Consider the following 20,458-nt stretch of genomic DNA (forward strand, 5'->3'; position numbering starts at 1 on the left):
GAAATCGGGCCGGTGCGTGAAGTGTTCCTCGATGACGCCAGCGGGCAACCCACCTTCGCCCTCATTGGGCGGGGATTATTCAATCTTCGCTCCGCCCTGGTTCCGCTGCGCGGTTCGCGCCTGGTGGAGGGCAAGCTCATCCTCGCGGTTTCTGCAGAAGCGGTGGCCAGCGCTCCGGCCTGGTCAGTGGAGGACGGCCTCACCGAAGACCAACAGCAACGCATTTACGAACATTTCACCCTCACCGATATTGCCGACGGCAACGAGCACGCTATCGATGCTTAGCCACCGGATCTCCAAGGGGAATCCGCTCCTCAACGTTTCTCCCGCTGCTTGGTTGCACCGTGGAGCCACAAACTAGGCGTTCACCCGATCCCGCCCGGGGGCCACGGGGGCGAGAAGCGCGGCTACCGCCGTCGTCAAAGGAATCGCCAGCACCAAGCCAACGGAAGCGGCCAAGGTGCGGGTGATCTCCTCCGCGATCTGCTCCACCTGCATGAGGTCAAGGAAAGACCGCTGGTAAATCGAGGCGAGAATCAGAAGGGGCAGCGAAGCTCCCACGTAGGCGAAAGCCAGCGTATAAACGGTTGAGGCGATATGGTCGCGCCCGATGGCCATCCCGCGGCGTATGAGGCGGCGGCGCGGTGTGCTCGGCGATTCGGCGTGCAGCTCCCAAATGGTAGAAACCTGGGTAATGGTGACGTCATTGAGGGCACCCAGCCCGGCCAGAATAATCCCCGCCAGCAGCAGAGTACGCATATTAATACCGCCCAGGCTCCAGGAGAGCATTGCGGTTTGTTCCCCGCCCGTGCCACTGAGATTCTGGGCGCCCACCGCCCACACCGCGACCGCCGTGGTAATAAGAAGCCCGAGGAAAGTTCCGATAATCGCGGTGGTCGTACGGATCGAAATGCCATGGGCCAGATAAATCGATGCGAACATCATCGCTGACGCCCCGGTCAGCACCACCGCGAAAGCATGACCGCCACCGGCCAGCGCCGGGATAATAAAGAACCCGACCACCAGGAGGGATACCCCTAAGCCCGCGAGCGCCGCCAGGCCCTTCCAGCGTGCCACCGCCACAATGACTAGCACGTAGAGTCCGGCCAGGAGCGCCAGGGGCACCCCGCGCTCAAAATCAACGAAAATATGGGCGGTACCGGAGGTGACCATGGCAGGATTGAAACGGGCCTCAATAACATCCCCCACGGCCAGCCCGGAAGCCACCACCTCCGCCGGAACATGCACGGGAACGGATACGCCCTCCACTTCCATCTCCACCGGCGTTTGGCCTTGCGCATCCGTTTCCCCCACCGAGGTGATCGGCCCGCTCACCATGCTCACACCCGGCGAATTAAGCGGGATAGAGCCCACCGGGGACTCCCCGCGCGGCCACAGCACGACCAGCGCAATCACGGTAAGAAGGGCGAGTGGCACAACAATAGCGGCGAGCAGGCGCCCAACTTTACGGCGCACCCGCGCCGGTACCTCGATATCTGAATGATGATGCACGCCTTCAGGCTACCGGCCCACCGCCGCGCGTGGAAACCGGTGTTTCTTCCCGGGCTTGTTCGCCCGTCATCATTAGACTATCTACATGCATTTCACCACGTTGACTGCCGAAGAGTACGCCTCCGCCACCCGCCACAGCTCGCGACTCTTCCTCGCTCAGCTTCCCGAATACGGCCAGTGGCGCACGGAGCAGGGAGATACCGTTGATTATGTGGGGGTACGCGAGGGCTCCGAGCTGCGCGGCGTCGCCCTTATAACCTACCAGCCGTGGAAAAAGCTTTTCACTCGCGCCATTATTACCAACGGCCCCACCCTGGATTGGGAAGATGCCGAGCTGGTGGATTTCTTTTTCACGGAGCTCAAGGGCTACCTCGCCGCGAAGAAACGGGTGATCGCCTTGCGTATCACGCCTAATGTTCCCGCGGCTTTCTACACGGACACTGACAAAATGGCGGATTCTGCCCTGGGTACGCGGGTAACTGCGCAGCTGAGCGCGGCCGGCTTCCAGCGCGTCGCGGTGGATCCCAATGACCCGGCCGATATTCATTTTATTTATACGAAGGATATTGCTGGAAAGAGCTTCGAGGAAATCGCTGATTCCCTCACAAAAACGATGCGTCGCCAGGTTAAGCACGTGGGGCGCTACGGCGTGGAGGTGCGTACCGGAGGCGTGGAGTTGTGGGAGACTTTCCACCAGCTTTACGAATCCTCGCGCGAGCGCACCGAGATGGCCGAAATCTCGGATTATTCCGCGCACCTGTATACCGCGATGATGGAGAAACTGGGCCCGGAGCGGGCTTTCCTCGCGATTGCCTACGCGCATCCGGCCACCTACCTGGAGGAGATCACCGCGAATATTGCCCGCCTCGATGAGCAGATCGCACAGAATTCCACCGAGCCGCATACTCGCAAAAAGGCGGGAGCGCTCAAGGAGCTCGGTAACCAGCGCGCCTCCCTGGTCAAGCAGGAAACCGAGGCCCGCGATTTAGCGCAGCGTTACGGCACTAATGTGCCTTTCGCCGGGGTACTGGCTTTCCGCTGGGGTGACGAACTGGTGCAGCTGCTCCGCGGCTTCAATAAGGATTTCACCACCTATAATCGCGATTACCCGGTGGAATCCACCCTGCTGCGCTGGGCGGCCGCCCACGATATTTCCACCTATAACACTCTCGGGATTTCCGGGATTTTTGACGAGTCCGCTCCTGATTACCCGGTGCTTGAGTACAAACGCAAACTCAACGGGAACGTGGAGGAATTTATCGGCACTTTCGCCCTGCCGCTGCGCCCGGAGGCCAGGCTCACGGGAGCGCTGCTCTAGCTTTTCCGGCACGGTGCCGCGGCAGCGGTACGACGACGGGGCTGCGCCACCGGCGCAGCCCGGCTAGTTCCCCGCGCGGACTCATGAACGCCGGCGCAACCGGGCCAGGATCTTCGCCACGGGGCGGAAAAGCACGTCGATTTCTTCCATTTTTGCGAGTTTCATACCGCCCACGTAGATCAGCACCATGACGCTTCCTCCCACGATGAGGGCCAGGAGTGCCTGCGCCGGGGTCATGGGGCTAAAGACGGGGCCCACCAGGCGCGCCGCCCCGTAGCCGGCCGCGGCCGCCAGCCCGGAAATCGCCAGGAGTTTGAGATGGAAGGATGTCAGGGTGGCGCCGTCGACCCCACCCATGCGCGGGGACAGGTGCCACAACATCACGATGACCGCAAAAATATTGGCGAGGGAGCCCACAATGCCCACCGCCCACACCACGTGCTGGGGTGGCAGCAGCGCGCAGAATACCGTGAGCACGCAGGAGGCGCCCTGGAACGGCAAGCTAATGAGGAAGGCACCGCGGGTGTCCTCAAAGGCGTAGTAGACGCGGTCGAGTACGCTCACCGCGCCGATCCCAAAGAGCCCGAGGGCCATGGAAGCCACCACTTTCCCCAGGGTGACCGCCTGCTCCGCGCTCGACGTAATAGCGAAAAGCCGCGAGACGGGAACCGCGAAAACCATGAGACCGATGGCCGCCAGGAACATGATGGTGGAGACGATGCGCAGGGTGCGGGAAACATCGCGGCGCATGCGATCCCTATCCCCATCCGCGGCCGCCCGCGAGATCCGGGTAAAGACCGCGGTGGCAATAGAAACGACGAAAAGCGAGGTGGGTAGGGAGTAGATAGTGTAGGCGGTGTCGTAGGCGAAATTACCCGCGACGTACTCCGAATTCATGCCCATGCGAATGGCCCGGTCAGAGGCCCCGGCGGCGGCATTGGAAATGAGCGCCGTCGGGATAATCGAGGTGACCATCATGAGGAGCATCCACCAGGAAGCCCGGCCGGCCGCCCCCAACCCGGAATTACGCCACCGGAAATCGAAACGGAAATGGATACCCAGGCGGCGCAGCGGCCAGATAAGGATAAGCGCTTGGGCCACGATCCCCAGGGTGGAAATACCACCGAGCCAGCCCACCCGCGAGGCGGTCCACCGCCCGGCTTCCAGAGCATCCTCCGGGGTGGCCGAACCAAAAATAGCAAGAATGGCGAGCATCCCGAGAACCGCCACCACGTTATTGAGAGCCGGCGCCCACATATAGGGCCCGAAGTTTTCGCGGGCGTTGAGGATCTGCCCGATAACGGTGTACATGCCGTAGAAGAAAATCTGAGGCAGGCACCAGTAGGCCCAGGCCACCGTGAGACGATACCAATCCTCGGACATGGTGGCCGCCATAACTTTCACCACGGCGGGCGCAGCCAGGGTAATAAGCACCGTCACCGCCCCCAGGCCCACAATCGCCACGGTGAGGAGCTTGTTAATAAAAGCGGCGCCTTCTTTCTCCCCCCGTTTGGTGGCCCGCACGATCGCCGGCACCAGCACCGCGTTGACCAGACCGCCCACAATAATCATGTAGATGAGGTTCGGGAGCTTATTGGCAATCCCGAAAGCATTTCCAGCCGGCGAGGTTAGGCCCACCACCGCACCGAGGAGAATCGGGGAACGCACCAGGCCGAGGATGCGCGAGACGAGCGTACCGAAGAACATGATGATGGAGGCCCGCGCGGCACTCGCGCTTTTTGCACCGGAACTAGCGGAGGTATCGGGCTCCGCTAGCTCCGGGCGGGCATCGGCACAATCATCGGCCACAAAATGCCGCCCGGTCGGGCGGCGCGGGGGGAAGAAACGCATGCCTTGAGCTTAGCCTTAGAATCCAGATTCGGTGGGATGCGGGTAGAAGCGCCGCATTTTCTGCACCGCACGAATATCGGAAAGCATCCGGAAAATAGCGCGTTTCAGGTGGCGGTCCTTGCTATAGGCAATCGGATTGACCACCGGGCCACGCCGGCGCACTCGCCGCACCTGCGCAGCCAGCTGCGGATCGCGCACGTAGTTCCGGCCCGCCAGCCACGCGGGAATAATCGCGAAAATACCGGCGCGGTTAACCCGTTGGAGGGGCGCGGTTTCCCCGGCGATATCCGCCACCAGGGCGCGCGCCAGATTCACCCCGCCCACCTTAAGGTAGTAGTGCCCGCGCCCGGCCCGCGGGTTGAGATCCAGCCAGTAGGCCCGGCCGGTGCGCGGATCTATTTTCACGTCCATGGAGAAGAAGCCCCGCAGGCCAACCTCCCGCACGATCCGTTCGGCCCGGTCGGTGAGGAAACCATCCGGATCCGTGAGGATAATCCCAGCATTGCCGATAAGAGAAGGCTCATGCAGTCCCAGTAATACCCGCCCCGAGCCAATCGCGCTGAGGTGCCCGCGTGAATCAATATAGCCATTGACAACCCACTGGGTGGTGTCATCCCCCGGAATAAGCTCTTGGGCGATGAGGTCAATACCAACCTGGCGGCCGGCAAGCATGGCAAATTTCGCGCGGGCTGCGGCGGCGTCGTCGAATACCTCCACCTTTTTCAGACCCGTGGCGTACAGCGAGGTGGGGTTATCCGCGCGCGCGGGTTTCACCACAATGGGGAACGGCAGCGCGGCGAGGGCCGCGTCCCAGGTTTCGGGTCGGGATAAATGGACGACGGCGCGCCGCGGGGCCGCCTCCCCCACCTTTTCGTATACCTGCGCCATCGCCTCTTTCGAATTTGCCAGGTCCACGACCTCCGGGGCGGCGAAAGGGAAGAACCAATTCGACGCCAAACGGTGCCGGTTACGCACAATAACGTCCACACCCTCGTCAACGTTAACGAGGCAGATGAGGGTACGATCCGCGAACTCCGCGGCCAGGGAGTTAAGCAAGGCCACGAATTTTTCTTCGTCCTCCATAATGCGGCGTTCGCAGTACCGCACCGAGAGAATCGAGGAGTTATTAATATGCCCGCGCGGGTATTCGGCAACGACGAGCGAATTCACCCCGTAGGTTTCGTGGAAAAGCCGCGCAAAACTATAGGCTTCCACCTCATTACCGAAGATCACCGGCAGTGCATCCATACGTGTTCTCCCTCCGCGCCCCGCCGCGGGCACGATCATTATGCTAGCAGCGCCGCGCTAAAGTAGAAGCCAGCACTCCGGCCACGTGAAAGGACCGTCATGACCGACACCGCTATCCCCAGCATCGAGGTTCGTTTGCCTATTAAACTCGGCCAGTTCGTGAAATTAGCATCGTTGGCGGCTTCGGGCGCCGAGGCCCGCGAGCTTATCGAAGCGGGCGATATTAGCGTGAACGGTCGGGTAGAAACCCGCCGCGGCAGCGCGCTGGCGGAGGGCGATGTGGTTGCCCTCGCCCAGCCGCGCGGCGCGCTGCGCGTACGAGTGACGAGCCTCTAGCAGCCCACCAGTTTCTGGGCCAGGAAGCCCTCCACCTTCTCTAGCGGGATACGGACCTGCTCCATGGTGTCGCGGTCGCGTACCGTGACCGCCTGGTCTTCGAGGGTATCGAAGTCCACGGTCACGCAGTACGGGGTGCCAATTTCATCCTGGCGGCGGTAGCGGCGCCCGACCGCTCCTGCGTCGTCGAAATCAACATTCCACGAGGCCCGCAAGCGCGCGGCAAGATCCGCCGCCAAGGGGGTGAGCTTCTCATTGCGCGAGAGCGGGAGCACCGCGGCCTTGACGGGTGCCAGGCGCGGATCCAAGCGCAGCACGGTGCGCTTATCCACCCCGCCCTTGGTATTGGGCGCCTCATCTTCCACGTAAGCATCCACGAGGAAAGCCATGAGCGAACGGGTCAGCCCAGCGGAGGGCTCAATCACGTAAGGAACATAGCGTTCCCCGCTGGCCTGGTCGAAGTAGGACAGATCCTTACCCGAATGCTTCATATGGGTGGTGAGGTCAAAATCGGTACGGTTGGCGATGCCTTCCAGCTCGCCCCAATCCGATCCCTGGAACCCGAATTTGTATTCGATATCCACGGTGCGCTTGGAGTAATGGGAGAGCTTTTCCTGGGGGTGTTCGTACAGGCGCAGGTGCTCCGGGTTGATCCCCAGGTCCTTGTACCAATCTAGGCGCTGGTCAATCCAGTACTGGTGCCATTCTTCATCCTCCCCGGGCTTGACGAAGAACTCCAGTTCCATCTGCTCAAATTCACGGGTGCGGAAAATGAAGTTTCCGGGGGTGATTTCATTGCGGAAAGACTTGCCGATCTGGCCGATGCCGAACGGTGGCTTCTTGCGCGAGGTAGTTTGTACATTCGCGAAATTGACGAAAATACCCTGGGCGGTTTCCGGGCGCAGGTAGTGCAGGCCGGATTCGTCTTCCACCGGGCCGAGGGTGGTTTTCAGCATCATGTTAAAATCGCGCGGCTCGGTCCATTGGCCCTTCACCCCGCAATGCGGGCAGCCCAGCTCCGCGGTGGTAATGGAATCCGGGTCGTCAATATGCTTCTTCGCGGCCTGGGCTTCCTGGAGCTGGTCCATGCGCAGGCGCTTGTGACAGTTGAGGCATTCGATGAGCGGATCGTTGAACACCCCGACGTGCCCGGATGCCACCCACACTTCCCGCGGCAAAATAATGGAGGAGTCAATGCCGACAACGTTATCGCGACTTTGCACCATGTAACGCCACCACTGGCGCTTAATATTTTCTTTCAGCTCGGTTCCCAGCGGGCCGTAATCCCAGGCCGAGCGGGTGCCGCCGTAAATTTCCCCGGCGGGGAACACGAAACCGCGGCGCTTGGCCAAAGAAATAACGTTATCGAGACGGGAGGGAGCAGGCTTAGCCAACGTTGTTCCTTTCTATTGCGCGCATCCGGATGATGCGTGGCCCGTCTAGTCTACCGCCGCGCCCGTTTCCGCGCGGTCCCGGCCGGTGCGGAAAACGAAAAGGAAATATGCGACGACGACGCCCAGCACCACCACTGCGGCTATCCCCCACGGGTTACCGAAAATAGCTGCCCATACCGCTCGCAAGGCGAGCATACCCACCGTGGAGTAGATCGCCGCCCACCCCAGCCAGCCGGGAAGCGCGGCCAAGGTGAAACGCCAGCCGCTCATACGGGTGAGCCCGGCGCCGATGAGGATGACGGTTTGCACGCCGATGGTGAAGAAGCAGAGAGTGACGAGGGGCCAGCCGCGGCGCGCCACCCGTGCCGAGGCCGCGATAACGCGTTCGTCATGCGCCCAGGCCCAGGCGCGGTGGGCGAGGCGATTGCGCGGTTCACGCTGGCGCGCCACCAGGTAAGCGGCATAGCGGCCCAACCAGAAGGTGGCGCTGGAGCGCAAGGAAACCACAGGAAAAGGAAAAGATAGACGAAGGCAAAGGAACGCCCGGCCAGGAACGCAAAAGAATCCATGCTCAGCGACCCGCGCTTTCTCCGGTGCGGCTCGTTCCCTGCCCACCCCGCCCGGTTGTTTGCCCGGCGCAATCGGAGCAGACCCCAATGAGTTCAAGGGTGTGGTCCACATCCGAGAAACCGTTGGCGGTGGCAATGGAACGCACCCAATCTTCGGCACCTTCGAGTGCGATTTCCACGGTTTTGCCGCAGCGCCGGCACATGAGATGGTGGTGGTGTTCTTCGGTTTCACAATAGCGGTAGAGAGTTTCGGTCCCCTCCTGCATGGTATCGAGAATCCCCTCCTCCGCCATGGCCTGCAAGGTGCGATACACGGTGGCGAGCCCGATGCGCCGGCCCTCCCGAGAAAGCTTTTCGTGGAGCTCCTGGGCAGAAACAAATTCCGGGATCGTTTCCACCATCTTCGAAATGGCGATCCGCTGGGCAGTTACCCGCGGTTTAGACGCGTTCATGAACCCTCCTGTGATTGCGCCGTACCAGCGTAGATACCATTGCCACGGCCGCGTACCCGGCAATGAGAATCACCGCGATCATAGCCCCCGGAGAGGCAGAAACATAGCGGGTAATGACCAATCCGACAAGTGCGGCTCCGCATCCGAGCCCCATGGCCAGGCGCTGGGTATGCGCCAGGGAGGAGCACACCAGCTGGGCGGTGGCCACCGGGACGATCATCATGGCCGACACCAGCAGAATGCCCACCACCCGCATGGACACCGCGACCGTGAGCGCTGCCGTGACCGCGATGAGGATATTAAAGGCCCGCACCGACAGTCCCGAGGCACGCGCGAAGTCTTCGTCGTTCGTCACGGAGAAAAGCGGGCCGCGCAGCCCGATACCCACCGCGAGGATAACCACGGTGAGGGCCACGGTGTACCACACGTCCTGCCCCGTGACCGTGGTAACTGAGCCGAAGAGGTAGTAGTTGAGGTTCGCCGTCGTGCCACCCGCAAGGGAAATGAGCAGCACCCCGCAGGCAATACCCCCGTAGAACAAAATCGCGAGCGCGGTATCCCCCGAGGTGATTCCCGCGGACCGCACCCATTCGATAATGAGGGCGCCGAGCACCGCGATAACGAGGGCACCGGGCACCGCGAAACGTTCGGGTTGGCCGTGCAACCACGTGCCGGTGAGCCAGCCGAGGGCCACCCCGGTGAGAGCCACGTGCCCGATACCGTCGCCCATGAGGGCCATGCCGCGTTGGACGAGGTAGCTGCCCACCACCGGCGCCGCCAACCCCACGAGTACCGCTACCAGCAGGGAACGCATCATGAGGGGCGAGGAAAGAATATCTGCGATCATTGCACCACTCCCCCGTGAACGTAGCCATCTGATACCTGGATATCGCGGTGCACCAGGTGAGCGAGTTCCCCGCGTTCGTGGAGCACCATCACGAGGGTGAGCCCCGCGCCGTGCAGGCGGGTGAGGATATCGGCCAGATCGGCGCGGGCGCGGGCATCGATCCCGGCCAGCGGTTCGTCAAGCACCAGTAGATCGGGGCGGCGCACCAGCGCGCGGGCGATCATGACGCGGTGCTGCTGGCCGCCGGAAAAGACCCGTACCGGATCCTGGGCGCGATCTTCCAGTCCCACCGCCGCGAGGGCGTCATAGGCTGCGGCGCGGGCCGCTTTCCCCTTATCCGCGAAAAGGTGACGCCCGGATAGTAAGCCGGAGCGCACAACTTCCAGCGCGGTGGCGGGCAGGTTCCCGGCGTGCACCATCGACTGGGGCACGTAGCCCACCCGGTGCCAGGGCACCTGGCGCGGGCGCGCGGTATCCGCCCCGAAAATTTGCGCGGTTCCGGTGTGGGCAACGACGCCGAGAAGCCCCTTGACGAGGGTGGATTTACCCGAGCCATTGGGCCCGAAGATCCCCACCGATTCCCCGGCCGCGATCTCCAGGTGGGCCGAATGCACGATCTCGCGCCCGCCCAGGGTAATACACAGGTCGCGGGCAAGGAGGGCCGGGGGAAGCGTAGGCTGCGCCGGGGCCTGGCCCGCAACGGATATCGCGCCCGTGCCGGGTGCCGGGGACGGACTTACTGGCACTGCAATCCCTCACGCAGGTGGGCGAGGTTGGTATCCATAATGCTCAGGTAACCTGCGCCATCCGGATCGGATTCCGCGGTGCTCAGCGAGGAGAGTTGCGCGCCGGTTTCCGCGGCGATGGCCTCGGCGGTTTTCGCGGGGCTATTTACTTCCGCGAAGATGGTGCGGGTCCCGGTTTCCGCCATAATGCGTTTCACTTCGGAAATATCGAGCGGGGAGGGATCCTGATCCGGGTCAATCCCCGAGATTCCCACCTGGACGAGGTTATAACGGTCCGTGAGGTAACCGAAAGCCGCGTGGGAGGACACCACGGTAGTAGTAGCGCACTGGGCGAGACCCGTGGAATAGCGCGAATTGAGATCGGATAGCTCGTTCTTGAGGCGCGCGAAATTTGCCTCGAAATCAGCGCGATGCTCCGGGTCCATGGAGGAAAGCGACGCCGTGATGGCTTCGCCTACGTCCCGCATCCGCACCGGATCAAGCCAAAAATGCGGATCCAGAACGCGCCCGGCTTCGGTAGCTTCATCCCCGTGATTATCGGCTAGACCGCGGTGGTGAACCAGCTTGGCGGCATCGGCCAGATTGACAGCGTTACCACCCCCAATGGTGGAAATCGCCGCATCGAGGGAGGGCTGGAATCCGGCGACGTAGAAGATGACGTCCGTGGCTTCCAGTTCCGCGACCTGCTTCGGGGAGAACTCGTAGTCATGGGGTTCCACATTGGTGGGGGTGGCGGAGGTGACCTCCACGTAATCCCCGCCGATCTGTTCAGCGAGCCACCGGATCGGGGTGAACGATGCCGTCACACCAATGCGCGCGGTATCCGCGCTCGGTGCAGCTGCGGAGCTTGCGGCGCTATCCGCGGGCGAGGTGGAGGATGGCTGGCAGCCGGCCAGCAGCGCGGTGGATCCCAGCAGCGCTGTGCATCCGAGCAGCGCCACCATACGAGTCAAAGTTTTCTTCACCCGGCCAGTCTACCCAACGCGAACTAGACCAAGCAGTTACGCCCGAGGAGCACCTTGAGATCGGAGAAGAAACGCGCTTCGGGTTTAACATAAAATTCTTGGCCCACCTGCACCACCGAGGTGCGGCCGGGGCGCTGGATATGGAGCCGCACCGGGGCACTCCCCGGGTAGAGCTGCAGCAACTCGCTGAGCTGCCCGAGCAGATCGCGGGTGCACATGCGCTCCGCCAGCTGAACGTCCACGGGCGAATCCGGGAGCAGGTCACCGCTGGGAATTTTCATATCCTGTGCGGAGAGCTGAATATTGCCATCACGATCCGAGACGCGCGCGGTAATAATGGCTACCTGATCCGGGGCGAGCAGCCCGGCCACGGTCTGGTAGGTGGCCGGGAAGAAGTTGATCTCCGTACTGCCCGTCATATCCTCCAGAACAATCGTCGCCCACATCTTCCCGTTTTTCTTGGAGATGCGCGGCTGGACAGCTGTCACGAGTCCGGCCAAGGTCACAGTCCGCCCGTCCGTTGCGGCGTCGTCGTCCAAAAGACGCACCACCGTGGTATCGGCCGCGCGATCCAAAATATGTTCCATGCCGGAGAGCGGGTGGTCGGAAACATACAGGCCGAGCATATCGCGCTCGAGGTTGAGCTTTTCGCGTTTATCCCATTCGGGCAGCTCGGGGATATCGACCTCCACCCCGCCGGCGATTTCCGAACCGCCGAACAAATCGAACTGCCCCACCGCTTCATTCTTCTTCAGGGCGACGACGGCATCCACCGCTTCCGCGACTTTGGAGAGCAAGGCGCGGCGGGTATAGCCCATGGAATCGAAAGCCCCGGCGCGCACGAGGCATTCCACGCTGCGCTTATTGAGGACCTCGAGAGGAACCTTATCGAGGAAGTCCTGGAAAGAAGTGAAGGCACCCTTTTCTTCGCGGGCGCTAATAATGCCGTCCACGACTTTCGCGCCCACGTTGCGCACCGCGGACAGCCCAAAGCGGATCTCCTCCCCCACGGCGGAGAAATTCGCCAGGGATTCGTTCACATCGGGGACGAGCACCCGGATGCCCATGCGACGGGCTTCCCCGAGGTAGACCGCCATTTTGTCTTTATTGTCTTTGCGGGAGGTGAGGAGGGCCGCCATGTATTCCACCGGGTAGTGGGCTTTCAGGTAGGCCGTCCAGTAGGAGATCACGCCGTAGCAGGCCGAATGGGACTTATTGAACGCGTAGGACGCGAAGGGCTCCATGGTGCCCCACAGGGTTTTCACCGCGTCCTTGCTAAAGCCCTGGGCCACCATCCCGGCTTCGAAATCGACGTACATCTTATCCATGACGTCTTTTTTCTTCTTACCCATGGCTTTACGCAGTGAATCTGCCTGGCCCATGGTGAAACCGGCCACCGTCCGGGCGATCTGCATGATCTGTTCCTGGTAGACGATCAGGCCGTAGGTGGGGGCCAGAATCGGCTCGAGGATCTCCTCCAGTTCGGGATGGATTGCCTCGATTTTCTGCAGGCCGTTCTTGCGCAGCGCGTAATTGGTATGGGAGTTCATCCCCATGGGGCCGGGGCGGTAGAGCGCGGACACCGCGGAAATGTCCTCGAAGTTGGTGGGTTTCATCTGCTTGAGCAGCGTGCGCATCCCCGAACCATCCAGCTGGAAAATACCGAGGGTATCTGCATGCTGGAGCAGCTCGAAGGTGCGCTCATCATCGAGGGGAACATTATCGATATCGAGCGGCTCTTTATTATTCGCCACGATATTTTCCAGGGCGTCCTCAATCGTGGTGAGATTGGACAGCCCTAGGAAGTCCATTTTGAGGATGCCAAGGTCCTCGCATTCGGGGTATTCGAATTGGGTGATGACCGCACCGTCAGCCGGACGTTTCATCACCGGGATAACATCGGTGAGCGGGACCGAGGACATAAGGATGGCGCAGGCGTGCACACCCCACTGGCGGGTGAGCCCTTCGATGCCTTGGGCCAGGTCGAAAACACGTTTGGCATCCACATCGGTGGAGACCATATCGCGGAATTCCCCGGCTTCCATATAGCGGGAATTCTTTTCATCAAAAACGCCGGAGAGCGGGATGTCTTTGCCCATGACCGAGGGCGGGAGGGCCTTGGTGAGGCGTTCGCCCATCTCGAAGGGGTAACCGAGCACCCGGGAGGCGTCCTTGAGGGCCTGCTTCGTTTTAATGGTGCCGAAGGTGACCACCTGGGAGACTTTGTCATGCCCGTATTTATCTTCAACGTACGCGATGACTTCCCCGCGGCGCCGTTCATCGAAATCCACGTCAATATCAGGCATAGATACGCGTTCCGGGTTGAGGAAACGTTCGAAGAGGAGGCCGTGTTCGATGGGATCCAATTCGGTGATATGCAGCGCGTAGGCCACCATGGAACCGGCCCCGGAGCCACGCCCCGGGCCCACCCGGATGCCATTGCGTTTGGCCCACAGAATGTAATCGGACACCACGAGGAAGTAGCCGGGGAAGCCCATCTGGACGATGACCTCCACCTCGTAATTGGCGCGCTGGCGCACATGATCGGGAATATGCTCCCCATAGCGCGAATGCAAGCCGCGTTCCACTTCTTTAATGAACCAGGAGGTGATGTCCTCCCCTGCGGGAACCGGGAATACCGGCATGTAATTAGCGCCTTCGGCGGCGGTGGTGAAGGAGATATTGCAGCGTTCGGCCACCAGCAGGGTGTTTTCCATGGCTCCGGGTAGGTCCCCGAAGAGACGGTACATTTCTTCGGTGGAACGCAGGTGGTAGCCGTGGCCATCGAATTTGAAACGGTTGGGATCCTGGAGGGTGGAACCGGAGTTAATGCAGAGCATGGCATCCTGGACGGAATGATCCTCCGCGCGCACATAATGCGAATCATTGGTGGCCAGCAGCGGCGCATTGATTTTCTTAGCGAGATCCAGCAGATCATTGCGGGTGCGCCGCTCGATTTCATTATCGTGGTCCATGATTTCCACGAAATAGTTTTCTTTACCGAAGATCTCCTGCATCCGCCCGGCGGCTTCCAGAGCTTCGGCGTGCTGCCCCAGCCGCAGCCGGGTTTGCACCTCCCCGGAGGGGCAACCGGCGGTGCCGATGAGACCTTCGTGCAGCTCCTCGAGAAGCTCGATATCCATGCGGGGCCATTTGCCCATCTGGCCTTCCAGCGAGGCGCGCGAATCAAGCCGGAAAAGGTTATGCATCCCGGTGTTATTGATGGCCAGCAGCGTCATATGGGTATAGGCTCCGCGCGCGGACACATCGTCGCTGCGCTGCGATTCATCCCCCCACAGCACCCGGTTGCTGGAGTAGCGCGAGGTACCCGGAGTCATATATGCTTCCACCCCGATAATCGGCTTGATACCCGCGTCCTTACAGGCCCGGTAAAACTCATAGGCGCCGAAGCAGTAGCCGTGATCGGTAATGGCCAGCGCACTTTGATGTTGGGCAACGGCCTGCGCTACCAACGGCTTGATTTTCGCGGCCCCGTCCAGCAGGGAGTATTCGGTATGGGTGTGGAGGTGAACGAAATCTGAGGGAGCGGCCATGGGGCCTAGTCTATCCAGCGCTCACTATCCGCGCCATTTCCCGGTGCCAGATGCGCGCGTCCAGGAAGGGTTCGCGGGCGGTGAGTTCGTAGCCGAGGGCCCGGTAGAAGCCGATTTTGTCCTCTTGAGCATCGAGGACAATGCGCACCTGCCCGGCGTGTCCGAATTCGCGCAGCGCGATCTGGGCCGCGGCCTCACAGGCGACACGGCCCACGCCCAGCCCGCGGGCGCAGTGGCGTACGCACACCCGCCCCAGGTGTACAACGCCCTCATCGGTTGCGTATACCCGCGCGGTTCCGAGTGCTTCACCCGCTGTGTTTTCGACGACGACGTGGTGGGCGCGTTCGTCTATATCGTCAAGTTCTTCTTCCAGCAGCACGCCCTGCTCCCCGCAAAAGACTTCGATGCGGAGGGCGCGCGCCCGCTCCAGATCTCCCTCGCGGCAACGTAGCTGCGCCGTCGTCATGAAAAAACTCCCGCTCGCATACGTTCGAGCGCGGTGGCGAGATCCGCCGGGTAGGGAGCCTCGAATTCGCGCCAGCTGCCGTCCGGGTGTTCGAAGCCGAGATGGGTGGCGTGCAGCCACTGGCGGGTCAGACCGAGCGTTTCGCTCAGCCCCGGATCGGCCCCGTAGGTGGCATCGCCCACGCAGGGGTGGCCGAGGGCCGACATATGCACCCGAATCTGGTGGGTGCGTCCCGTTTCCAGGTGAACCTGGAGGAGGCTACCTCCGGCCATTGCTTCGAGGGTGTCATAGTGCGTAACGGAATGGCGCCCATCCGCGCGCACCCCCATTTTCCACTGGTGGCGCGGATCGCGCCCGATAGGGGCATCCACGGTACCGGAAAGCGGGTCGGGATGCCCTTGGACGAGGGCATGATAGATTTTTTCGGGAACGCGCTGACGGAACTCATCCTTGAGCAGCACGTAGGCGCGTTCGGATTTAGCCACCACCATACACCCGGAGGTTCCCACATCTAAGCGATGCACAATCCCCTTGCGTTCGGCCGGGCCGTAGGCGGAGAGTTGCACCCCGGCGTTCATAAGAGCGCCCAGGACGTCCGGACCGGTGAAGTTGAGGGAAGGGTGTGCGGCCAGACCTGCCGGTTTATCCACCACCACGAGATCCCCATCCTCGTAGAGGATGGGGATGGTGACGTCTCCCCCGCGCGGAGCAACGGTGCGCGGGGTTGGGATATTGATTTCTAGAATGCTCTGCGCGCGCAGCCGAACTGATTTCGCCACCGGGTTACCGTCCAGGAGCACGTCCCCGGTATCGATCAGGCGCTGTACTTCGGCTCGCGAAAGGCCGGTGAGACGCGCGATAGCGGCATCAATGCGTACGTCGTTGAATTCTTCCGTGACCGGATAGGTCCGCCACATGCTAGTCGCCTCGCTCGGGGCTGCCCGGTGCGGGCACAGAATCTGATGGACGCACCGCATCTGCCGACCGGGAAACTGGAAGTGCTCCGGTATCCGCAGTGGCGCCAGAATCCGCTGATTCCGAAGCTGCGCCGTCGTTCATCAAGAATGCTACAGCGATCATAATCACGGCCCCGGCCACCAGCGCAATATCGGCCACGTTCCCTACGAACCAGTCGAAGTAGGCGATGAAATCGACCACGTGCCCGGCGAAACCGCCCGGTTCGAAGAAGATACGGTCGATGAGGTTACCGGCCGCGCCACCCCACATGAGGGCAAGACCGACACCAATCCACCGGTGACGTACCCGCGCCGCGAGGGCGGGGAAAACCGCAAGCACCACAACCAGCGCGATGACGGTGATAACGCGGGTGGAATTTGCCCCCAGAGAGAATGCTGCACCCGGGTTAAAGACCAGGTTCAGCCCGAGGGCATCCCCCACAATGGCGATACGCTCCGTTTGGCTGAGGTTAGCGATGGCCCACTGCTTCGTGAGTTGGTCGATGGCCACAACGGCCAGCGCCCCCACGAGGATGAGGAACCACGAGGTGCTTCGCCTCACCATACGCACTAGTTACGAGCTTCGGGTTCCTGCGCGCCAGAATCGACGTTGGCGAGCAGCGTCTCGAGGTAGCTGTGCAGGCGCGTGCGGTAATCGCGCTCGAAGTCACGCAGCTCGGAGATCTTACGCTCCACCAAACCGCGTTCCTGCTCCAGCTGGGCCAGGGTGCGGTTGGACTGAGCTTCGGCATCCTCGATGATCTTGGCGCTGCGGGTTTCCGCATCCTGGATCTTCTGAGCTTTCTCAGTTTCACCGCGGGCCACGAGTTCTTCGTAGGTCTGCTGTGCCATCTGGAGCACGGCAGCCGCCTGTTCCCCAACGGTACCGGTGGGCTGAGCGAAGGACGCGGTGGTTGTGGCCTGGTCCGGCGCTGCGGGTTCTTCACCCGAACCGTTCTGGAGTTCGGTCACGCGCGCTTCGGCGACGGTGGCGCGATTCTCCGCTTCCTGGAGCTGCTTCGACAGATCGACGATGGTTTCGTAGATCGCGTCAAGGAATTCGTCGACCTGTACCTCGTCGTAACCGGTCTCCGCGGTTTCCGGGCGCTTAAAGCGGACATCCATGACATCCTGTGCCGTGAGCATTGCCATTTCTCACCTCAAGTAGTGTAACGAAACTGTGTTAAGAGCACGTGACTGTGTTATGAGCACACGGCTCTCGGATAAAGCCTACCTCATCTGGGCGAACTACGAGACAAAGATACGTAAAATTATCCCGTTGAGGATTTGAAGCACGATAAAAACAACGATGAAACCGATGTCAATCGCAATACCTCCGAGCCGCAAGGGCGGGATAATTTTGCGCACCAGATTAAGAATCGGGTCCGTCAGCGCGTAGACAATATTAACGATAACGAGAAGGGCGCCACTGGGGCGCCAATCACGCGCCGCAATGGTTACTAGATCAATAATCACCCGCGCGAGCAGCACCAAAAGATAGATGCTGATGAGGGTGGAAAGGATAATTCCAACTACTGCCATTAGAACGAATCGCGCGACTCCGGGCGCTGGTTTTCCATGCGAACGGTACGCGGGGTCATGAGCAGGACATCTGCGGAAATCTTATTGAGATCCCCGTGCAGCCCGAAGCAGATCCCGGTGGCGAAGTCAACAATGCGATTACGCGCAATATCGTCGGCTTCGGCCAGGTTGATAATGACGGGCAGGCCGTCACGGAACTGTTCCGCGAAGCCCCGCACCTCCGTGAAGGAACGCGGTTTCGCGGTGATGATCCGGGCGATATCCACGGGCTGCTCCACAGCGTGAATTTCGCTGACGGGGCTTTCCGATTCCGCCTCGTAATCATCTTCGTAGTAATCGGCGTCGTCCTGGTAATCCAGGTACTCGTCGTCGTTAAGCGTTGCCTTAGAGACAAAACGCTGGAACATTCCCATAGCAGCCAACCCTTCTCACTGTTCTCGTTTTACGTTAGGCGACACGCCCGGCCTTGTCAGCACGGCGCGCCGCGGGCGCGTTACAGTCCACCGCGAGCACTCCAGCAAAACGGCCGGTGCGCGATGCACGGCGGTAGGAATAAAAATCGGTATCTTCACGGGTGCACTGAGAACTGACGTGGATCTCACGTACCCCGACGGCGCGTAGCTGAGCGCTGAGCCCGGCCGCGATATCAAGGGAGGGAGTGCCCCAGGCGGTGCGCCCGGCAGCTTCGGGAACGCTCGCGGCAACGCTGGCCCGAAGTTCCTCGGGCACTTCATAGCAGCGCCCACAAATGGACGGGCCAAGGTAGGCGATGAGGTGCTCCGGCCCGAGGGCGCGCGCGGCGGCCGGCCCGATACCGGCCTCCAGTCCACGCCGCCCCACGTGCACGGCAGCCCCGGCAGGGCGATCACGCGCCACTAGGAGCAAGGGGAGGCAATCGGCCACCATGACTACCGCAGCAGCACCTCTCGGCACCGGTGCGGTGCCCGAGCTACGCGGAATGTCAATGAGGAGGCCGTCGGTGCCGGGGGCCACGAAGGTACCGGCGGAAGTCAGAACGCCGGCATCTTCAAGGTGGTCCCCGTGCACCTGGTCCATATAGACGGGGCGCTGCCCGATGTGCTCTGCCAGAAGAGCCCGGTTACGCTCCACGTCCGCGGGGTCATCCCCCACGTGGTGGGTCACATTGAGGCCCGCAAAAGGAGCGTGGGATACCCCGCCGGCGCGGGATGTGAATCCCGCCCGGATGCGACCACCGGGCACGGAGATATCCGCTACCCACTCCACCAGAGCGTTACGAGTCATTACTGCCTGAGTTTTCCTATGCGCTGCGTTTCCCGTAGATCTCTTAGATCTCTTAGCCTTTTGGCTCCCTTAGTTCCCCGCCCGCGTAGTTCCCTCGAAGTCCCTTTAGTTTTCCTCGAAAAGGAAGGAGGGAATATCCAGATCGGAACGTTGCGGTTCTTCCACCCGCGGCGGGATGGCGCGGTGGGTTCCCGGGCGCTGCGGTGCCGGCTGCGCTTCAGGCTGGGCCGCCTGATAGGCCGGGCTGGCCACCGGGTGCGCCGGGCTGGCCACCGCTTCGACTTCCGGTTCAGCTTCGACCGGGGCCAGGTCCTCGATCGGCTCGACGGTATCGTGGCCAGCGGGAACGCCGTCCATCTGCAGCAGGTGATCACGCGCTTCATCGAAGCCCGCGGCGATAACGGTCACGCGCACCTCATCACCGAGCGATTCGTCGATAATCTGGCCGACGATAATATTCGCGTTCGGATCCACCGCTTCCTTGACCATCTTGGAGGCGGAGGCAAGCTCCTTCATGCCGAAGTCCGCGCCGGCCAGGAAGGAAATAAGCACACCGTGCGCCCCGTCAATAGAGGCTTCCAGCAGCGGGGAGGAGATGGCACTTTCGGTGGCGCGCACCGCACGATCCTCCCCGGAGGCCGAGCCGATACCCATGAGTGCGGTACCCGCGTCCTTCATAATGGCCTTGACATCCGCGAAGTCGAGGTTGACCAGGCCCGGAATGGTAATGAGGTCAGAAATTCCCTTGACGCCTGAGCGCAGCACCTCATCAGCGAGATGGTAGGCCTCGATAATGGTGAGGTCTTCTTCGGCGATCTCCAGAAGGCGATCATTGGGAATAACAATGAGGGTATCCACCGCTTGGCGCAGTTCTGCGATACCCATGGAGGCGTTATTGGCGCGCTGAGCGCCTTCAAATTCAAAGGGACGAGTAACGACGCCGACAGTCAGCGCTCCCAGATCCCGAGCCACCTTGGCAACCACGGGGGCGGCACCGGTGCCGGTTCCCCCACCTTCACCAGCGGTGACGAACACCATATCCGCACCTTCAAGGGCGCTTTGGATAACTTCCACGTTTTCTTCCGCGGCGCGCTTACCCACCGAGGGATCCGCACCCGCGCCCAGGCCCTTGGAAACCTCGCGGCCAATATCAAGTTTGGTTTCCGCTTCGGATTTCACCAGGGACTGTCCGTCGGTATTAACGGCAATAAATTCCACACCGGCAAGTCCGTCTTGAATCATGCGATCAACGGCATTGACACCGCCCCCGCCGACCCCGATGACTTTGATATTGGCGGCGTTATTAACTACGGCCATGAGCTTTCCTCCCGAACCTCAAGTAAAACTTGAGGTTTTTCGTTCCTGACTTCGCGGACAAGATAGTAGGCGAATGACAACGGTGCAATTCCCCGCGCTGGTGTGTTGCGAAGTGATCTGCG

Annotated in this window: 21 protein-coding genes; 3 read left to right on the plus strand and 18 right to left on the minus strand. The window is 61.5% G+C overall.

The features are described 5' to 3' along the window. The coding region (locus QP828_RS02290) for a PRC-barrel domain containing protein (RefSeq protein ID WP_284891184.1) at nt 1–285 on the plus strand (285 nt) is incomplete at its 5' end. Nucleotides 286–357: 72 nt separating this feature from the next. Here the strand turns inward: QP828_RS02290 and QP828_RS02295 are convergent. Next, nucleotides 358–1,512: a YibE/F family protein gene (locus tag QP828_RS02295; RefSeq protein WP_274733226.1), complete on the minus strand. Its 1,155-nt coding sequence runs from the start codon at nt 1,510–1,512 to the stop codon at nt 358–360. A gap of 85 nt (nt 1,513–1,597) precedes the next feature. On the opposite strand from QP828_RS02295, the gene QP828_RS02300 reads away from it, so the two are divergent. After that, nucleotides 1,598–2,830 carry a lipid II:glycine glycyltransferase FemX gene (locus tag QP828_RS02300; RefSeq protein ID WP_274733225.1) on the plus strand — a complete coding sequence of 411 codons (1,233 nt, stop codon included), beginning with the start codon at nt 1,598–1,600 and terminating at the stop codon, nt 2,828–2,830. Nucleotides 2,831–2,911: 81 nt separating this feature from the next. On the opposite strand, the gene murJ is transcribed toward QP828_RS02300, so the two are convergent. Beyond that, the gene (murJ, locus tag QP828_RS02305; protein ID WP_274733223.1) at nt 2,912–4,681 is read right to left on the minus strand and encodes a murein biosynthesis integral membrane protein MurJ; all 1,770 of its coding nucleotides are present in this window, start codon (nt 4,679–4,681) and stop codon (nt 2,912–2,914) included. A 15-nt stretch (nt 4,682–4,696) separates the two neighbouring features. Then, on the minus strand, nt 4,697–5,929 hold the full coding sequence (locus tag QP828_RS02310; protein ID WP_126134603.1) for a carboxylate--amine ligase: 1,233 nt from the start codon (nt 5,927–5,929) through the stop codon (nt 4,697–4,699). Between the two features lie 99 nt (nt 5,930–6,028). Between QP828_RS02310 and QP828_RS02315 the strand changes: the two genes are divergently transcribed. Further along, nucleotides 6,029–6,265, plus strand: a complete 237-nt coding sequence (locus tag QP828_RS02315) for an RNA-binding S4 domain-containing protein (protein WP_126134604.1) — start codon at nt 6,029–6,031, stop codon at nt 6,263–6,265. Here the strand turns inward: QP828_RS02315 and QP828_RS02320 are convergent. From QP828_RS02320 to ftsZ, 15 genes are all read right to left on the minus strand, one after another. After that, nucleotides 6,262–7,659 carry a glycine--tRNA ligase gene (locus tag QP828_RS02320; protein WP_126134605.1) on the minus strand — a complete coding sequence of 466 codons (1,398 nt, stop codon included), beginning with the start codon at nt 7,657–7,659 and terminating at the stop codon, nt 6,262–6,264. The two genes, QP828_RS02315 and QP828_RS02320, sit on opposite strands and share 4 nt — an antisense overlap. A 45-nt stretch (nt 7,660–7,704) precedes the next feature. After that, the gene (locus QP828_RS02325) at nt 7,705–8,166 is read right to left on the minus strand and encodes a VTT domain-containing protein (protein WP_274733220.1); all 462 of its coding nucleotides are present in this window, start codon (nt 8,164–8,166) and stop codon (nt 7,705–7,707) included. A gap of 64 nt (nt 8,167–8,230) precedes the next feature. Next, nucleotides 8,231–8,680 carry a Fur family transcriptional regulator gene (locus QP828_RS02330; protein ID WP_126134607.1) on the minus strand — a complete coding sequence of 150 codons (450 nt, stop codon included), beginning with the start codon at nt 8,678–8,680 and terminating at the stop codon, nt 8,231–8,233. Then, nucleotides 8,667–9,527, minus strand: a complete 861-nt coding sequence (locus QP828_RS02335) for a metal ABC transporter permease (RefSeq protein WP_284891188.1) — start codon at nt 9,525–9,527, stop codon at nt 8,667–8,669. Before QP828_RS02335 ends, QP828_RS02330 begins: the two co-directional genes overlap by 14 nt. Then, the gene (locus QP828_RS02340) at nt 9,524–10,273 is read right to left on the minus strand and encodes a metal ABC transporter ATP-binding protein (RefSeq protein ID WP_274733218.1); all 750 of its coding nucleotides are present in this window, start codon (nt 10,271–10,273) and stop codon (nt 9,524–9,526) included. Before QP828_RS02340 ends, QP828_RS02335 begins: the two co-directional genes overlap by 4 nt. Then, the gene (locus QP828_RS02345) at nt 10,264–11,238 is read right to left on the minus strand and encodes a metal ABC transporter substrate-binding protein (RefSeq protein ID WP_274733217.1); all 975 of its coding nucleotides are present in this window, start codon (nt 11,236–11,238) and stop codon (nt 10,264–10,266) included. Before QP828_RS02345 ends, QP828_RS02340 begins: the two co-directional genes overlap by 10 nt. Before the next feature lie 23 nt (nt 11,239–11,261). After that, nucleotides 11,262–14,792: a DNA polymerase III subunit alpha gene (gene dnaE, locus QP828_RS02350; RefSeq protein WP_274778467.1), complete on the minus strand. Its 3,531-nt coding sequence runs from the start codon at nt 14,790–14,792 to the stop codon at nt 11,262–11,264. 10 nt (nt 14,793–14,802) lie between these two features. Beyond that, nucleotides 14,803–15,258 carry a GNAT family N-acetyltransferase gene (locus QP828_RS02355; protein ID WP_126134611.1) on the minus strand — a complete coding sequence of 152 codons (456 nt, stop codon included), beginning with the start codon at nt 15,256–15,258 and terminating at the stop codon, nt 14,803–14,805. Then, nucleotides 15,255–16,175 carry an RluA family pseudouridine synthase gene (locus tag QP828_RS02360; protein ID WP_274734874.1) on the minus strand — a complete coding sequence of 307 codons (921 nt, stop codon included), beginning with the start codon at nt 16,173–16,175 and terminating at the stop codon, nt 15,255–15,257. Before QP828_RS02360 ends, QP828_RS02355 begins: the two co-directional genes overlap by 4 nt. Nucleotide 16,176: 1 nt before the next feature. Then, nucleotides 16,177–16,779 (minus strand): signal peptidase II, encoded by a 603-nt coding sequence (locus tag QP828_RS02365; RefSeq protein WP_274733212.1) that lies wholly within the window; start codon nt 16,777–16,779, stop codon nt 16,177–16,179. A 5-nt stretch (nt 16,780–16,784) separates the two neighbouring features. Beyond that, the gene (locus QP828_RS02370) at nt 16,785–17,360 is read right to left on the minus strand and encodes a DivIVA domain-containing protein (protein WP_284891192.1); all 576 of its coding nucleotides are present in this window, start codon (nt 17,358–17,360) and stop codon (nt 16,785–16,787) included. Between the two features lie 102 nt (nt 17,361–17,462). Continuing rightward, a complete protein-coding gene (locus QP828_RS02375; RefSeq protein ID WP_126134614.1) occupies nt 17,463–17,756 on the minus strand; it encodes a YggT family protein in 294 nt (97 codons plus the stop codon). Further along, nucleotides 17,756–18,163: a cell division protein SepF gene (locus tag QP828_RS02380; RefSeq protein WP_274733209.1), complete on the minus strand. Its 408-nt coding sequence runs from the start codon at nt 18,161–18,163 to the stop codon at nt 17,756–17,758. The genes QP828_RS02375 and QP828_RS02380 overlap by 1 nt, the downstream gene beginning before the upstream one ends. Before the next feature lie 40 nt (nt 18,164–18,203). Further along, nucleotides 18,204–19,019, minus strand: coding sequence for a purine nucleoside phosphorylase YfiH/LACC1 family protein (locus QP828_RS02385; protein WP_284891195.1), 816 nt, complete (start codon nt 19,017–19,019; stop codon nt 18,204–18,206). Between the two features lie 105 nt (nt 19,020–19,124). Continuing rightward, nucleotides 19,125–20,336, minus strand: coding sequence for a cell division protein FtsZ (gene ftsZ, locus QP828_RS02390; protein WP_274733207.1), 1,212 nt, complete (start codon nt 20,334–20,336; stop codon nt 19,125–19,127). Nucleotides 20,337–20,458 lie beyond the last annotated feature (122 nt).

The organism is Actinotignum sanguinis (genome assembly GCF_030230305.1).
In the GTDB taxonomy this organism is placed as follows: Bacteria; Actinomycetota; Actinomycetes; order Actinomycetales; family Actinomycetaceae; genus Actinotignum; species Actinotignum sanguinis.

Bases quoted from the DNA above. Each gene is read 5' to 3' on its own strand.
- QP828_RS02310 (WP_126134603.1), bottom strand. From the start codon at position 5,929: ATGGATGCACTGCCGGTGATCTTCGGTAATGAGGTGGAAGCCTATAGT.
- dnaE (WP_274778467.1), bottom strand. From the start codon at position 14,792: ATGGCCGCTCCCTCAGATTTCGTTCACCTCCACACCCATACCGAATAC.
- QP828_RS02355 (WP_126134611.1), bottom strand. From the start codon at position 15,258: ATGACGACGGCGCAGCTACGTTGCCGCGAGGGAGATCTGGAGCGGGCG.
- QP828_RS02300 (WP_274733225.1), top strand. From the start codon at position 1,598: ATGCATTTCACCACGTTGACTGCCGAAGAGTACGCCTCCGCCACCCGC.
- QP828_RS02315 (WP_126134604.1), top strand. From the start codon at position 6,029: ATGACCGACACCGCTATCCCCAGCATCGAGGTTCGTTTGCCTATTAAA.
- QP828_RS02370 (WP_284891192.1), bottom strand. From the start codon at position 17,360: ATGCTCACGGCACAGGATGTCATGGATGTCCGCTTTAAGCGCCCGGAA.
- QP828_RS02385 (WP_284891195.1), bottom strand. From the start codon at position 19,019: ATGACTCGTAACGCTCTGGTGGAGTGGGTAGCGGATATCTCCGTGCCC.
- ftsZ (WP_274733207.1), bottom strand. From the start codon at position 20,336: ATGGCCGTAGTTAATAACGCCGCCAATATCAAAGTCATCGGGGTCGGC.
- QP828_RS02375 (WP_126134614.1), bottom strand. From the start codon at position 17,756: ATGGCAGTAGTTGGAATTATCCTTTCCACCCTCATCAGCATCTATCTT.
- QP828_RS02365 (WP_274733212.1), bottom strand. From the start codon at position 16,779: ATGGTGAGGCGAAGCACCTCGTGGTTCCTCATCCTCGTGGGGGCGCTG.
- QP828_RS02330 (WP_126134607.1), bottom strand. From the start codon at position 8,680: ATGAACGCGTCTAAACCGCGGGTAACTGCCCAGCGGATCGCCATTTCG.
- QP828_RS02335 (WP_284891188.1), bottom strand. From the start codon at position 9,527: ATGATCGCAGATATTCTTTCCTCGCCCCTCATGATGCGTTCCCTGCTG.
- QP828_RS02380 (WP_274733209.1), bottom strand. From the start codon at position 18,163: ATGTTCCAGCGTTTTGTCTCTAAGGCAACGCTTAACGACGACGAGTAC.
- QP828_RS02360 (WP_274734874.1), bottom strand. From the start codon at position 16,175: ATGTGGCGGACCTATCCGGTCACGGAAGAATTCAACGACGTACGCATT.
- murJ (WP_274733223.1), bottom strand. From the start codon at position 4,681: ATGCGTTTCTTCCCCCCGCGCCGCCCGACCGGGCGGCATTTTGTGGCC.